This is a genomic window from Mucilaginibacter sp. P4_E8, assembly GCF_056401495.1.
Genome location: NZ_JBFUJG010000030.1, coordinates 20,751 through 35,415 on the forward strand (window position 1 = coordinate 20,751; position 14,665 = coordinate 35,415).

Annotated in this window: 12 protein-coding genes; 7 read left to right on the top strand and 5 right to left on the bottom strand. The window is 41.2% G+C overall.

What is annotated here, in order from left to right; all coding sequences use genetic code 11:
* Window positions 1–135: 135 nt before the first annotated feature.
* On the top strand, window positions 136–1,389 hold the full coding sequence (locus AC1DRQ_RS13690) for a condensation domain-containing protein (RefSeq protein WP_477425217.1): 1,254 nt from the start codon (window positions 136–138) through the stop codon (window positions 1,387–1,389).
* 181 nt (window positions 1,390–1,570) lie between these two features.
* Window positions 1,571–2,236 (top strand): hypothetical protein, encoded by a 666-nt coding sequence (locus tag AC1DRQ_RS13695; protein WP_477425219.1) that lies wholly within the window; start codon window positions 1,571–1,573, stop codon window positions 2,234–2,236.
* Between the two features lie 70 nt (window positions 2,237–2,306).
* Here AC1DRQ_RS13695 and AC1DRQ_RS13700 read toward each other — a convergent pair whose 3' ends face one another.
* The 4 genes from AC1DRQ_RS13700 to AC1DRQ_RS13715 all read right to left on the bottom strand — a co-directional run bounded on the left by AC1DRQ_RS13700 (window position 2,307) and on the right by AC1DRQ_RS13715 (window position 7,655).
* Complete coding sequence (locus AC1DRQ_RS13700; protein WP_477425221.1) at window positions 2,307–2,894, bottom strand: hypothetical protein; 588 nt, start codon at window positions 2,892–2,894, stop codon at window positions 2,307–2,309.
* 109 nt (window positions 2,895–3,003) lie between these two features.
* Window positions 3,004–4,527 (bottom strand): serine hydrolase, encoded by a 1,524-nt coding sequence (locus tag AC1DRQ_RS13705; protein WP_477425223.1) that lies wholly within the window; start codon window positions 4,525–4,527, stop codon window positions 3,004–3,006.
* A 117-nt stretch (window positions 4,528–4,644) separates the two neighbouring features.
* The gene (locus AC1DRQ_RS13710) at window positions 4,645–6,747 is read right to left on the bottom strand and encodes a glycoside hydrolase family 97 protein (protein ID WP_477425225.1); all 2,103 of its coding nucleotides are present in this window, start codon (window positions 6,745–6,747) and stop codon (window positions 4,645–4,647) included.
* Between the two features lie 254 nt (window positions 6,748–7,001).
* The gene (locus AC1DRQ_RS13715) at window positions 7,002–7,655 is read right to left on the bottom strand and encodes a hypothetical protein (protein ID WP_477425227.1); all 654 of its coding nucleotides are present in this window, start codon (window positions 7,653–7,655) and stop codon (window positions 7,002–7,004) included.
* Window positions 7,656–7,894: 239 nt separating this feature from the next.
* Between AC1DRQ_RS13715 and AC1DRQ_RS13720 the strand changes: the two genes are divergently transcribed.
* The 4 genes from AC1DRQ_RS13720 to AC1DRQ_RS13735 all read left to right on the top strand — a co-directional run bounded on the left by AC1DRQ_RS13720 (window position 7,895) and on the right by AC1DRQ_RS13735 (window position 11,849).
* Entirely contained in the window at window positions 7,895–8,464 is a 570-nt protein-coding gene (locus AC1DRQ_RS13720) for a dihydrofolate reductase family protein (protein ID WP_477425229.1), read from the top strand.
* 73 nt (window positions 8,465–8,537) lie between these two features.
* Window positions 8,538–8,888, top strand: coding sequence for a YciI family protein (locus AC1DRQ_RS13725; RefSeq protein ID WP_429399175.1), 351 nt, complete (start codon window positions 8,538–8,540; stop codon window positions 8,886–8,888).
* A gap of 259 nt (window positions 8,889–9,147) precedes the next feature.
* Complete coding sequence (locus AC1DRQ_RS13730) at window positions 9,148–10,374, top strand: RNA polymerase sigma factor (protein ID WP_477425232.1); 1,227 nt, start codon at window positions 9,148–9,150, stop codon at window positions 10,372–10,374.
* 188 nt (window positions 10,375–10,562) lie between these two features.
* Window positions 10,563–11,849 carry a ComEC/Rec2 family competence protein gene (locus tag AC1DRQ_RS13735; RefSeq protein WP_477425234.1) on the top strand — a complete coding sequence of 429 codons (1,287 nt, stop codon included), beginning with the start codon at window positions 10,563–10,565 and terminating at the stop codon, window positions 11,847–11,849.
* Between the two features lie 56 nt (window positions 11,850–11,905).
* On the opposite strand, the gene AC1DRQ_RS13740 is transcribed toward AC1DRQ_RS13735, so the two are convergent.
* On the bottom strand, window positions 11,906–12,949 hold the full coding sequence (locus AC1DRQ_RS13740) for a DUF4097 family beta strand repeat-containing protein (protein WP_477425236.1): 1,044 nt from the start codon (window positions 12,947–12,949) through the stop codon (window positions 11,906–11,908).
* A gap of 238 nt (window positions 12,950–13,187) precedes the next feature.
* Here AC1DRQ_RS13740 and AC1DRQ_RS13745 point away from each other — a divergent pair, with 238 nt between their 5' ends.
* A complete protein-coding gene (locus tag AC1DRQ_RS13745) occupies window positions 13,188–14,642 on the top strand; it encodes a tyrosinase family protein (RefSeq protein ID WP_477425238.1) in 1,455 nt (484 codons plus the stop codon).
* Window positions 14,643–14,665: the final 23 nt, after the last annotated feature.

Consider the following 14,665-nt stretch of genomic DNA (forward strand, 5'->3'; position numbering starts at 1 on the left):
TTATTGACAAATGTGTCCCAAACGTCCATGTGCCAAATCCGGGTATATGTCTCACCTGTATTGGGGATATGAACCAAATGCGCCAGTCAATAATATTGTATCATGTTAAATACATCACCCCTACATGATATTTCTATGAAAACACAAACTCGTCGTCCGCTTGGTGGACCAGAAAGATTTTTTTGGCTGCTTGATCAGCAAAGACCCGTACATTTTACCATGGCTGCTGTAGTTACAGGTACCCAACCCATTACAAACTGGCAGCAGGCTTTGGCCGCTTTACAGCAACAGCATCCTTTATTTTCGGTATGTATCAGGCTTAATGAAAATAACTCCCCTGAGTTTGTAACACAATCCGGCAACCCAATTCCGTTAAAAGTTGTAAAAACCACTGCTGAAAACGCCTGGGTAGCGGAGTTGGAGCATGATACGACCCATAGGTTTGATAGTACCTCTGCCCCCCTTGTAAGGGCAGCTGTATATGAATTTGAAAACCAATCGGTTATTGCGTTAACCGCCCATCATGCCATAAGTGATGGCCGCTCATTAACATATGCGCTGCGCGATCTGTTGAACGCAATGAACGGCAAGTATGCTTCACCTTATGTTATGCCTCCATCAATAGATTCTTATACCGATCTTCCCGAAAATGCAGTAAACGGGATTCCTGTAAGTGATGAGGTTATTGCCGCGTTTAAACAACCACCGGTTGCCGGGGCAAACCCGCAAATACAACTACTGGAATTATCAAAAGAACTTTCCAGCCGGATCATTCTGCGCTCAAAACAGGAAGGTACTACTGTTCATGGTACTTTATGCGCGGCCCTTGCACTGGCAAGCAGAAGCTGGAAACCAAATCCAATCCGTTTATATTCTCCAGCATCGGCACGCGAAACACTGGGGACAGGAGAAACATCCTGTTTATCAATTGCCGGTCGGGTAGTCCCTTTTGATATGGATACAATTGGATCGTTTTGGGAAACTGCGCGTTATGCCAAAGAAACTTTAATCGGCGCCAATTCCATGGAAGATATTTCAGGGTTTGCACACTTTGTATTCAGCGTGATAAAAGATGGTATGAATGTAGAGAAAGCCGGGCATTTTGTAAACACCGTATTGGCCAATGAATACCTGGTAACCAATGTTGGCTCATTACCATTTGACACCGACTATGGTCAATTAAAATTAGATGCCATTTGGGGGCCCTTCACCATGACGGGATATGAAGATAGCCAAACCGTGGGTATAGCAACCATCAACGGTTCCATACGTATAGCTTTCACCTCTTTAGGGCACATTCAGGTTAAACCGGTTCTTGAATTTATGGAGCAGATTTTAAGTATGGAATGCATCCCGTTGAACAGTTTATCGGAGGAACAAAGCTTGTAATAACAACCCTCATTTAGTCAAAAAGCCAGCATTTTAAACAAATGCTGGCTTTTGTAATAGTGCGGTTACAGTCATCCGGTAATAAACATATTATTAAAAAGTGTAATATTATTATTACAGACTATATTGTTTAAACTATTGTATGTTTTATAAATCATATAAATACTAAACTATTATTTATATGACCTTATTTACATCACACCCTGTTTTTAATACTTTGAAAGTATTAAAATATTTTACAGTCCTCCTCGCCATCACCATTTTCAGCGGATGCGCTGTTTCGAACTTCAAAACAGTAAACAACACCAGGCTTATTGATCCCTATGGAAAAATTGCGGTTATCGTTATCAACACGCAAGAGGAATTAATAGATTTTACTGATCAATCTTTTGACGATTTGGTGAGGCCAACCTTAAATGACCTGAAAAATATAGAGGTTAGATCGCAACTGGAAAAGAGTTTTCAAAACAATCTAAGCTCCGCACATACAGCCGTTGTTAAATCTTCTGATCTGTTCAAGGTACATGAAAATGTATCATATGATGGTTTTATGAACCAATTAAAAGATAATAAGGTTGAAGCAGTATTGGTACTTAATATGAGCGGCTATTGGAACACCTATTCAGAATCTAATAACGCGATACCTAATGCCTCGTTTCTTTGTTACCTGGTCGATTTGAAATCAGGGCAACAGGTTTGGCTGGCAACATCAACCGTAAGTGGAACAACCGAGTGGGCTGCATACAACAATGTATGTAATACGCTGGCCCGTGGTGCAAGCCGGAAACTTTATAAAGCCGGGTTTATCTATAAATCAGGCTTTCCGTATGTGGAACCGGAACAATAATGAGCACATTTGGGAGGCTTAGTTCAAAAGTTAATGACCGCGTTACCCGTAGAACATGGGCTAAGTGTTACTAATTTTCGCCTTTACAATAGCCCACGTAAAACATGGGTATCGGAAATTTAACCGTGTCTGATAAATTGCCTACTGGCCTAAAATAACCATTTCGTATTATCACCTTATCACCAAGCTGGGGAACTATCTTATTATCATATTTCATAATGATAGTATCGCCCTTTTTATTCCATTTTCCGGTGAACCATTCGTCGTAAAAGAAAACGCCTGTCCAGTTTAATTCAAAAGTATGATCCTCCCTGAACAATATATATGCCTGGTTCTGTGTGCCCTCATAACAACCACGGAGTACAACTTTACTTCGTATTTTTTCAAAATCAATATATGATCCTCCAAGAGGCACCAAAATATAAATGAGTCCTGGTAAAAAGAGTGAAAAAGATAGGGTTTTCCTGTTTTTTACAATAACTATTATCTCCTTTATCAGATGAACAACTATAGTAATAAACACAGCAAATATGAAAAGGGATAAAAGGATTCCGCTTATGTATCTTCCAATATAATCAAAGCATGAAATTAATATTACAAACAGGATCGTTATTACTAACGCCCCTATTATGGCAGGTTTGTTTAGGGCGGCTTTCATAATAAAGCAAGGTAATAGCAAATAACAATCACTAAATCTACAAATTAACATCAACACAAAACCTTCAAATAGCTAAAGGCTTTTTGTGTTGACTTGAGGGAAGTCTCCCTTAATTTTCCTTTACAAAAAGATACGGGTCAAACTCCAAACCGTCGTTCACCTTAATTTCATTTGATATTACCTTGTTATTTTCGGTTTTAAATTTTAACGTAAAAATACCATAGGCAGGATTGTTATAAATTAACAACCATTCGTTATTATCCATGTATTGCAGGGTGGCGGTAAGGTCCTTATGCAGGTTGAATTTGATCAGCAGATCTTTTTTGTTTACCGAAATTTCAATAGGACCATACAGTGTGTTTTGATATTGCCCGGCATAAGCTTTAAGCGGAAGTTCAGGCGATTTTCCTTTTACACGCGCCTGCATATCATTGGTTTTCTTTACGGTTTCCTGCTGTTCTTCATTAAAGCCTTTTAACATGGCCTGGCTGCGGTCAACATATGGAACACCCAGGTAAGCATCCAGGATCTGGTAACGCAACGCTTCAAAAAACGACTGGTTATCATTATTGGTTAAAATCGTAATGGCCAGCTTTGCTTCGGGTACAAAACAGGTGTTGGTAACAAAGCCATCCGCGCCGCCGGTGTGCCAAAAAATCTGTTTGCCATTATAGTCGGCCTCAAAAACCCCCAGACCGTAGCCCCTAAAATGCGTTGGATAAACCGCTGATGCCCTGCTGCTAACAATGGTGTTTTGGTCGCGGGTTTTTTGGAGGGCTCTCCATGATACTATTTGTTTACCCTCATACTTGCCGCTGTCCAGCTGCATGGTGAGCCATTTGGCAACATCTTTTACACAGCTTACTATACTACCGGCGGGTGCCAGATTATCTATCTGGTCATAAGGCAGCTCAGCCATTTTACCTGTAAAAGCGTTGGTATATGGTTTTGAAACTCCTTTACGCTCCGCTATACCAGCAGTAAGCGGATAAGTATTGTTCATGCCTAATGGCGTAAGTATACTATCCTGAATATAAGTTTCCCAGGGCTTGCCGGTAACCTGTTGTATCACCTGCCCAGCGGTCAAAAAGCAACTGTTACAATAACCATAACTTTGGCGAAACTCCATGGAGGGTTTCAACAGCTTCATTTTATCTATAATTTGCTGGCGCGATAGGGTAGTATTCCAAAAGGTAAAATCGCCCTGAAATGTTTTGGTACCCAAATGGTGTCCCAATAAATCCTTTATCGTTATTACTGCAGTTGTATTGGCGTCATACACCGAATAATCGGGGAAATATTTGGTGATCTTATCGTTCAGCGAAAGCTTTTTAGCCTCATCCAATTGAGCAAGCGCGGTACCTGTAAAAAGCTTGCTGTTGCTGGCAATCATAAACAGGGTATTCTCGTCAACAGGCTCATTTGTTTTAATGTCCTTAACGCCATAACCCTTCATCACAACCACCTTACCATCTTTAACAATGGCTATTGCAAGACCGGGCAAATTCCAGTCTTTGAGGCCTTGTTTAATATAAGTATCAAGGTTGTTTTCAATAAACGATGGTTGTTGCTGCCCGAAGGTAAGTGTTGCAGCAAAAAGGTTAAATAATAGGAATAAGGCTGGTCTTTTCATTTTGATTTAAAAAATGAAAGATAGGAAAATCCCACAGACGAAAAAAACCTGCTATAAATAGCAGGCTTCCCTTAAAAATATATTATCAACCACTTATCTCAAGTGCACTTTATTCATTTATTTTATACTGATAGCCATGCCACCACCCGAGGCAACTTTTTGTTTCAGTATGGTTTTAGACGTAACCCTGATCTTTCTGATAGCATAACTTTTTGGGTTTTTATCATAGCTGGCATCTTTACCATCAGCATAAATGGTTGCTTCATAGGTTTTACCTTTAGGCAGATACTCAAAAGTGATATTGGCTATGCGGGGGTTTTCATCAGTAATGCTGCCAATGTACCATTCGTCTTTATTTTTAGCTTTACGGGCAATGGTGATATAATCGCCGGGCTCGGCTTCCAGTATGTGGGTTTCGTCCCAGTCAACAGCTACATCCTTAATAAACTGAAAAGCATCCATATATTTATTATAGGTTTCGGGCAGGTCGGCAGCCATTTGCAGCGGACTGTACATCGTAACATACAGGGCCAGCTGATGCACCAGCGTAGTGTGTACAAATGATTTATTTTCGGGGTTATACGCGCTTACATGGGTTTCAAATATACCCGGTGTATAATCCATTGGTCCCCCCATCAGCCTGGTAAACGGCAGGATAGTAGTATGATCGGGATTGTTACCGCCAAAGGCCTCATACTCCGTTCCGCGGGCCGCTTCATTACCAATGAGGTTGGGATAGGTACGGCTTAAGCCTGTTGGCCTGATGGCCTCATGCGCGTTAACCATAATTTTATACTTGGCAGCTTCGGTAATGGTGTACAGGTAATGGTTTACCAGCCATTGGCCATAATGATGCTCACCGCGTGGGATGATTTGCCCTACATAGCCGCTTTTTACAGCGTTATACCCATTCTCGACCATGAATTTATAGGCAGTATCCAAATGGCGTTCATAATTACGTACCGAGCCCGATGTTTCATGGTGCATAATGATCTTTACCCCTTTTTCGGCAGCGTAACGATGCAGTTCCTTTACATCAAAATCAGGGTATGGGGTTACAAAATCAAATACATAATCTTTGGTTTTACCAAACCAATCTTCCCAGCCCTGGTTCCAGCCTTCAACCAATACGGCATCAAAGCCATTTTTCGCGGCAAAATCAATATATTCCTTCACATGTTTGGTATTGGCGGCATGCTTTCCGTTAGGAGTGGTTTTTGAATAATCGGTTACGCCAAGCTGAACGTTTTCAAGATCGGTATAGGCCCAGGTGCTTTTTCCGGTGATCATTTCCCACCATACCCCAATGTATTTAACGGGTTTTATCCATGATACATCCTTGTATTTGGTTGGCTCGTTCAGGTTCAATATCAGTTTGGATGCTAATATATCAGCCGCCTTATCACTTACAACAATGGTGCGCCATGGCGATTGTGTAGGTGCCTGCATATAACCTTTATCGCCAATAGCATCGGGAGTAAGGAATGACTCTAACACAAAATTTTTGTCGTCGAGGTTCAATGACATGCACGAGTAATCAACCAGCGCGGCTTCATGAATATTAATGTACAGGCCATCCTTGCTTTTCAGCATCAGGGGCGTTTGTACTCCCGTTGGCGAAAATGTTGTTTGCGATACATTAGGTGTAACCGCTGCTTTCATTTTGCCGCGTATTTCTGACAGGTTTGATGTAACCGTGCTGTACTCCTGTGTGTCAAAATCGCCGGGCAGCCAAAATGCTTTGTGATCACCGGTTAAAGCGAATTGGGTATGCTCTTCTTTGATGATGAAATAGTTCAGGTTTTTTTGTGAAGGGAACTCATACCTGAAACCCAAACCATCATTAAATAAACGGAAACGGATGCGTATAAACCTGTCCTGAACTGCTTTTTGAGTTAAAGTAACAACCAGTTCATTGTAGTTGTTACGGATGGTTTTCTGCTCGCCCCAAACCGGGTTCCAGGACTCATCAAAAGTATTTTGCTCAGATTTGGTTACCGTAAAACCATCCAAAAAAGAGGGGACATCCTTAGTTTCCAAACCCAGCTTGCTTGATTTGATAACTTCCCTTTGTTTGTAATTGAGCTGATAGGTGGGCACGCCATTGTCTTTAAGCTCAAATTTGAGTGTCAGATTTTTGTCGGGCGATGATATTTCCTGTGCCTGTAAAAAAAACACACCATGAAGTATTAGTACTGCAACGAGTAAAGTTTTACGCATAATTTTTATGGGATTAGTATTGGCTGGGTCTATTGGTTACAGCAAATTTTATAATCCTTTTATCAGCCTCCTATTTATTTATGTAAAATATAAATAATTTTTTTATTAAGATTCTATATATCAATATGTTAAATATATTTTATTGTCGTTTTGGCTTGTTTTTTTTAACAATATTATATGCCTTTTATGTGCTAAAAAACAAGAAAGCCCTAAATCTTCCGATTAGGGCTTTTCTGCAATATTGCTTTTAGGTGTTACTTGCCAAATACGTAGTAAACAGACAGCGCCAAATTATCAACAAAACTTAAGTTAAAAGTATTGGATGTGCCCACACTGGAGCCTGTGTCTTTTTGATGAAAATAGGTTAGTTTTCCTAAACCGGCGGCAAGTCCTATATTTTTTGCCGGATAATAAACAAAATCCAAACCCAAGCCTCCACCGTAAATATCGGAATTGACGCTGGAAATGTACTGATTGTTACTGTCTTCATAAGATTGTTTTGATTTTCCATAGCTTAAATATGGTCCGGTACGAATACCTATCTTATTATCAAACAAAAAATATTTCCTTAACGATATAGTACTAAAGAAACCCTTATAGATTTGGTCATTATTTGCTGCCTCTCCCGAATAAGATTTCGACCTGTTATAGCTGTAGCCCAATCCTACGCCAATATCAAGTTTATCGGCTATAAAATAATTATACTCCGGGACTATAGAGTATGTGGTTAGTTTGATCTTCATATTATCGCCTAAAGAATTGGTAGCGTTATTAAATGCTCTTGCATTGGTGTTTGTAGTTGATACACCAAAACTTAATCCGAGGTTTTGATTGCCTTTTTCTGTTTGTGCTTTAGCCGCTTGAATTGTAATAATTGATAATAATACCAACAGGAGTTTTTTGTACATAAAATTGTTTTTAAGGTTAATATTTAGATAATAATTGCGGATATGACTACTATAATATTAGTTGGTTTAACCTTTAAATATTATAATATTTAACCTGCTTATAATGTGTGGTTTAAAATTTAACAGCTTGGTATAGCGTTATATTTTTAAATATTTTCCCGATGATGTCCAATTCCTGTGACCTCACTTGATATGGCGGTATAGTTCATAAATTCAATAAACCATTAATATCATTTGACATGAGAAAAGTAACAGTTTTTAATTTCGTGACCCTGAATGGTTACTATAAAGGACCAAATGGGGATATCAGCTGGCATCAGCATAACGCGCATAACCCCGAGGATGAAGAAAGTGAATATGCGATGGAAGGTATTCAATCTGATAGCACACTTCTTTTCGGACGTGTGACCTATGAGATGATGGCTGGTTTCTGGCCAACACCAAACGCGCTGAAAAGCGCACCGGCAATGGCCGAAGGAATGAATAAGGCCGACAAAATTGTTTTTTCAAGAACGCTGAAAAAGGCCGAATGGAACAATACCCGACTGGTAAATACCGATATGCTGGAAGAAATAAAGAAAATGAAACAGCAAACAGGGAAAGACATGACCGTGCTGGGTAGCGGAAGTATTATAACCCAACTGGCCGAACAGGGTCTCATAGATGCCTATCAGTTTATGATTGACCCGGTTGCCCTTGGGGATGGTACGCCCATATTTAAAAGTATTGGACACCAACTCAACCTGAAACTAACCGATACAAGAATATTTAAGAGCGGGGCTGTGCTGCTTTCTTACCAGCCGGTATAATAAAAGTAATTGGTGTATAATTCATATATTTAATAACCAGACAGCCTTTAGCAGGCAATTAAACCAAAATAAAATGGACGAGTTTGTATTATTGTTCCACATGGACAAAACAATGGAGAGCCCATCTCCTGAACAACTGCAAGGCTACATGAAACAGTATCATGACTGGGTGGGTGGTATTGCCGCCCAAAACAAATTTAGCGGGGGCACAGGTTTATCAACCGAGGGCAAAGTTTTAAAACCCAATAATGTAATAACAGATGGCCCTTATGCCGAGATTAAAGAGACCATTGCAGGTTTCATTGTGATAAAAGCAAAAGATTTTGACGAAGCAGTTAGCCTTGCAAAAGACTGCCCAATGTTGCAGGGTGGAGGCAATACGGTGGAAATAAGAAAAATTACAGGGGTTCACAATAACGACTAGTATAATAAAAAGAGCGCCGTATATTTATCTCTATGTGTAATACCAATTTATAAGCTCCGTTAGGAGCTACCTATTTGCAGTCCATTAAGCAAATATAAGTTTGATCCGTAGGTGCAACCCAAAAGTGGATGGGTAGCCTCTAAGAGGCATAGGATAACCTGGCCATTTATATGCTACAAACAGGTACCTCCTAACGGAGCATATGATATGGTTAGTGTTTTCAAAATCTGTTAACACACTATGCAGGAGTATTTTATTTATGGAAACTGGCGAATTAATACCTCATTTGTTCAGAACAGAGTACCGCAAAATAGTTTCGGTATTGTGCCGGCGCTTTGGGTTTGATCAAATGGAAATTGCCGAAGATATTGCCAGCGATACTTTTATGACCGCAACACAAGCCTGGGGTGTAAAAGGCATTCCGCAAAACCCAACAGCATGGCTTTACAATGTTGCCAAAAACAAGGCGAAAAATCATTTACAGCGTGGCTCTGTATTTGAAAGTAAAGTTGCTCCCGAAATAAAGAATACTTCTTCTGAATTTCAGGAGGCAGAAATTGACCTGTCGCCTCAAAATATTAATGACAGTCAGTTGCAAATGATGTTTGCAGTTTGCCACCCTATCATTTCGGCCGAAGCACAGATCGGATTATCGCTCCGGATCCTATGCGGTTTTGGTATTGAAGAAATTGCCGATGCGTTTTTGACCAATAAAGAAACCATTAACAAGCGGTTATTCCGCGCAAAAGAAAAACTCCGGGAGGAGAAAATTAAAATCGAACTTCCCAATAAATCTGAAATCGATGAACGGTTAACCCCTGTGTTAACAACCATTTATTTGCTGTTCAATGAGGGGTATTACTCTGTAAGTCAAAATAAAACAGTTCGTAAAGATCTTTGTCTGGAAGCCATGCGGCTTTGCACTATGCTGGTTGAAAACAAAGCCACCAATAAGCCCCGGGTAAACGCCCTGCTTGCGCTGATGTGTTTTCATGTCTCCCGGTTTGAAGCCAGGACAGATAAAAACGGTGAGCTTATTTTATATGAAGATCAGGATACAAGCCTCTGGAACATTAACCTGATCAATAAAGGAGCATACTTTTTGCATTGTGCAGCAAGCGGCAATAAGCTTTCAAAATATCATCTGGAAGCCGGCATCGCGTACTGGAATACCCAAAAAGCCGATACCAAAGAAAAGTGGGAAAATATACTGCAGTTTTATAACCGATTGCTGCAAATAGCGTATTCGCCTATTGCCGCACTCAACAGGACCTATGCGCTTTCAAAAGCAAACACCAAACAGGAAGCAATTGCCGAGGCCGAAAAATTAAATTTGACAGGCAATCACTTCTACTTTATGCTATTGGGCGAACTTTATACCGGTATCGACAATGAAAAAGCCATTTCAAATTTTAAAACGGCATTTTCCCTTGCTAAAACCCAAGCCGACAAGCAGGCGATTCAAAAGAAGATAGATAAGCTTTAATAACACACTTTCACTAATCATGAAACAAAGAGAAAGCGTCATCAATAATCGATTTATTCAACGGGTTAAAGCGGGGAGATAAACTTAACATTAATGGAAAATCAACATTTAAATTTTCGGGTGATAAGATCATAGAGATAACAGATATTAGCTAAAATAAATAATCCCTCTTTTTATTGATCCGCACTATGAAAAAAATGATTTTATGCTGCCTATTACTGGCCGCGCTTGGCGGCAGCGCACAGGTAGCAACCATTGGCAAACCACTGCCCGAATGGAAAGAAGGCTATCTTGATCTGCACCACATTAATACGGGCCGTGGCAACGCTGCTTTCTTTATTTTTCCGGATGGAACCACCATGGTGCTGGATGCCGGCGAACTTGACCCTACCAATGCACGAACCACGTCAAAACGCAATACCCCCATCCGCCCGGATGATAGCAAGCACCCTTATGAATGGATTGTGCAGTACATTAAGCAGGTAGCGCCGCAAAAAGAAAAAACAAAGCTTGATTATGCACTCATCACCCATTTTCATGATGACCATTTCGGCAGCTATTACCCGGATGCGCCATTATCTGCCGACAAGCAATATGCATTAACCGGCATTACAGGTGTAGGCGGCTTACTGCCCATACATTACCTGTTGCAACGCGATTACCATTACCCGGTAAACCTATCAACCATTGTAAACCGTTTGCCACAGGATACGCATTATAAAGCTACCTGGAACAATTACCTGGCTTTTATTAATGCGGAATCAAAGAAAGGGATGCAGGCACAGTTTTTTAAAGCCGGTTCCAATTCACAGATCAGGTTGCAGCACCATGCCAGTAATTACCCTGGTTTTTATGTGCAGAATGTAAAATCAAACGGATGGATATGGACCGGCAAGGACAGTTCGGTAGTACAGCATTTCCCACCGGTCGATTCGCTCAACAATAAAACCTGGCCCGATGAAAACGCGCTCAGCAATGTGCTGGTGATCCATTACGGCGCCTTTGCTTATTATAACGGCGGCGATAGTCCGGGGAATGTTTTTCTGGGCGACCCCGCCTGGCGCGATGTGGAAACACCCGTTGCAAAAGCCGTGGGGGCGGTTGATGTAGCTACCATGGATCATCATGGTAACCGCGACGCTATGAATGAAAACCTGATTAAAACCCTGCAGCCCGGCGTATGGATAGAGCAGGTATGGACAGCCGACCATCCCGGACATGAAGTATTGATCAGAGCTACTTCTCCCTATCTGTACAAGGCCAAACGCGACCTGTTTGCCACCAACATGATGGAAGCTAATGAGCTGGTGATAGGGGGCTTGGTTCAACAAGCCTACAGAAGTCTGCAAGGCCATATTGTTGTGCGTGTATTACCCGGCGGAAAAGAATACTATATTATTATTCTTGATGACAGCCAACCCTCTATACCCGTAAAAAGCATATTTGGTCCGTATACAGCCAAATCCAAACTGTAAAAAACAAAAAAGCCTCAGATCTTTTCGACCTGAGGCTTATTGTTAATTTATAATGATCAGTTAAATCTAACACTTACATTTCCGCTGGAGGCATCGGCGTTTACCGGAATACCGCCGCCGTTTACACTTCCTTTTATGTGGTCTTTTTCCCATTGACCGCTAAAACCGCTTATTCTTTCGGGGTGCTGGTTTATCCTGTCGCCCCTTATATCAAGATCAAGCCCCTGTTTTAATGGTAATTCAATGTTGATATTTCCGGAACTGGCCTCTAATTTCAAATATTTACCAACCTGTTTCATTTGCACACTCAGGCTGCCGGCACTGGTTGATGCGTCCAAACTGCAATCCATCTGTTTAAGATCAATCCCTCCGCCAGAAGTGCTGGTGATCAGTTCGCCTGTTATATTATTGCCTTGCACACCGCCACCGCTGGTGCTCGCATTTATGTTTCCTTTTAGGCTTTCAAGCTGCAATCCGCCACCACTGGTTTCCAGTTTGATCTTGCCCGAACAGCTTTTCGCTATAATGCCACCACCACTGGTTTCCAGGTCAATGTTGTCGCTGGAGTTAGAAACCTGGATGCCACCACCCGATGTTACGCCATGGATCGTTCCGCTAAGCCTGTCAATTTGTAAGCCGCCACCACTGGTAGTAAAGTTTTCATTTCCTTTTAAATTATCCAGACGGATACCGCCTCCGCTGGTTTTCAGATCGGTAGATGTTTGCGACGGAACATATATTTTGAATGATATACTGATAGATCTTTTCCAATCAAAATTATTGCGCTTATTTTTAGCCGTAGCACGTACTTCATGACCAACAACAGAAACGCTCAGGTCATAATCTTCATCCAGGCGTTTTTTGATCTCTTCTTTTGAAAGCTCCCGGCCATTATTCCCTTTAATATAAACCTCCACCCTTGAGGCCTCACCGGTTCGCCCGCTAACTAAGATCCCACCGGCTGATGTGTTTACAACAACGCTATTGATAGCATTACCTGACAATGATTTTGTAAGATACGGTGTTTTATCTTCATTATCCTGTGCCATAACTACAACCGTTCTGCAGGCCAGGAAAAATAATAAAAGGTATGTTTTCATGTGGTTTGAATTGGATTTGTATAGAAGACAGCGGCTTTATCCAATTCGTTGCATCAGAATCAATATATATTTAAGGCTTTGGCGTAAATAACAAAAATAAAGTGTTTTCACGCAGTAGTATGCGTGTTTTTACGCATATAAATAAAGTTAACATGCTCTATATTCGATAATTATAAACCTCAATATTATCTATCCCTTAGATAACCACCTTGTTTTTTAACCTTTTAAAACTGCTGTTATGGAATTTCTGATACCCAACATGAACCGGCGTATATTTGTTAAAGGCATAGGACTTGTTAGTGCCGGCCTGATACTTGGAACCTTTGGCGGCTGCGAACAAATTGCCGAAGCCATACGCAACCGACCTACCAGGCGCAGGTTACGTGTAGGTTCGCCGGAGGTAGATGCCGATATTGCTACCTACAGGCAAGCGGTAACACTCATGAAAGCATTGCCTGCCAATGATCCCAGGAACTGGGCCAAGCAGGCCGCCATACATGGCACAGCCGGGGTGGGCTTTAACCTTTGTCAGCATGGTACAGAACACTTCTTTTCATGGCACAGGGCTTATTTATTTTACTTCGAAAAAATTTGTCAGAAACTAACAGGGAATACCCATTTTGGTTTGCCTTACTGGAACTGGAACCAAAACCCAGCCCTGAACCCCGCTTTTTTAGATACCTCGAGCGTGCTTTACCTTTCCAGGGTAAATACTACGGTGGCGGGTGTGTCCGCGGTTTCAACTGCCGAGCTTGATCCCATTTTTACTGATACTAATTTTTACACCTTCTGGCAGCAAATAGAAGGCACGCCGCACAATACGGTGCACACCTATGTAGGCGGTACCATGGGTGGCTTTGGTTCAGCAATGGACCCTGTCTTCTGGACCCATCACTGCATGATTGACTATTGCTGGGCTAAATGGAATATTGACCTGGGCAATAATAATACAAGCGACCCGGCCTGGAACAACACCGCCTGGAACTATTTTGTTGATGGCGATGGCAATACTGTAAGTTCAATTACTGCAGGCATAACCACTATAATGCCATTGCTGAGTTATCAATATGAGCATAGCGATATTGGCTCACCAGTAGCGCAAAAGATCGTAAAAACAAAAGCAGATTTTAACAAGCTGGAGGACAGGATCAAAAAAGGTGCTAATATTAAATTTGATATAAAAAACAGGATATCCATTGCCAGCAAAACAGCAATAAGCATTGCAAAGCCGTTTACTGCCCAACCAAGAGCAAATGCCGGTGATTTTGCCGGCATTATAAATAATGATGCAGCAAAAGATCATGTATTTGTGCGTGTAAACTATGCGCAGCTACCTGCCGAAAGCGATTTCTTTGTGCGGGTATTTATAAACCTGCCCGATGCTAATGCCAATACCCCTGTTGATAACATACATTATGCGGGCAGTTTCGCGTTCTTTGGTTCGCCTATGCCCGAAAATAATAGGCACATGGATATGGCGGCACATCATCATGTACCTAAATTCCTGGTAAATATTACGCCTACCCTTCAAAAATTAAAAAAGAACCAGCAACTGACCGACAAAAACCCTCTCTCGATACAACTGGTTGCGGTACCCTTTTTAGGCAAATTTGAAAACCCCGCCACCGAATTATTGCTGGATACTGTTGATCTGATTGTTAGCCCGATAATTATAAATACCAAGGAGCAATAATATCCATGGTTTTTGAGCGTATA

What these genes read in the sequence shown, in the direction of transcription:
- AC1DRQ_RS13690 (WP_477425217.1), top strand. Translation starts at nt 136, where the DNA reads ATGAAAACACAAACTCGTCGTCCGCTTGGTGGACCAGAAAGATTTTTT.
- AC1DRQ_RS13695 (WP_477425219.1), top strand. Translation starts at nt 1,571, where the DNA reads ATGACCTTATTTACATCACACCCTGTTTTTAATACTTTGAAAGTATTA.
- AC1DRQ_RS13700 (WP_477425221.1), bottom strand. Translation starts at nt 2,894, where the DNA reads ATGAAAGCCGCCCTAAACAAACCTGCCATAATAGGGGCGTTAGTAATA.
- AC1DRQ_RS13705 (WP_477425223.1), bottom strand. Translation starts at nt 4,527, where the DNA reads ATGAAAAGACCAGCCTTATTCCTATTATTTAACCTTTTTGCTGCAACA.
- AC1DRQ_RS13710 (WP_477425225.1), bottom strand. Translation starts at nt 6,747, where the DNA reads ATGCGTAAAACTTTACTCGTTGCAGTACTAATACTTCATGGTGTGTTT.
- AC1DRQ_RS13715 (WP_477425227.1), bottom strand. Translation starts at nt 7,655, where the DNA reads ATGTACAAAAAACTCCTGTTGGTATTATTATCAATTATTACAATTCAA.
- AC1DRQ_RS13720 (WP_477425229.1), top strand. Translation starts at nt 7,895, where the DNA reads ATGAGAAAAGTAACAGTTTTTAATTTCGTGACCCTGAATGGTTACTAT.
- AC1DRQ_RS13725 (WP_429399175.1), top strand. Translation starts at nt 8,538, where the DNA reads ATGGACGAGTTTGTATTATTGTTCCACATGGACAAAACAATGGAGAGC.
- AC1DRQ_RS13730 (WP_477425232.1), top strand. Translation starts at nt 9,148, where the DNA reads ATGGAAACTGGCGAATTAATACCTCATTTGTTCAGAACAGAGTACCGC.
- AC1DRQ_RS13735 (WP_477425234.1), top strand. Translation starts at nt 10,563, where the DNA reads ATGAAAAAAATGATTTTATGCTGCCTATTACTGGCCGCGCTTGGCGGC.
- AC1DRQ_RS13740 (WP_477425236.1), bottom strand. Translation starts at nt 12,949, where the DNA reads ATGAAAACATACCTTTTATTATTTTTCCTGGCCTGCAGAACGGTTGTA.
- AC1DRQ_RS13745 (WP_477425238.1), top strand. Translation starts at nt 13,188, where the DNA reads ATGGAATTTCTGATACCCAACATGAACCGGCGTATATTTGTTAAAGGC.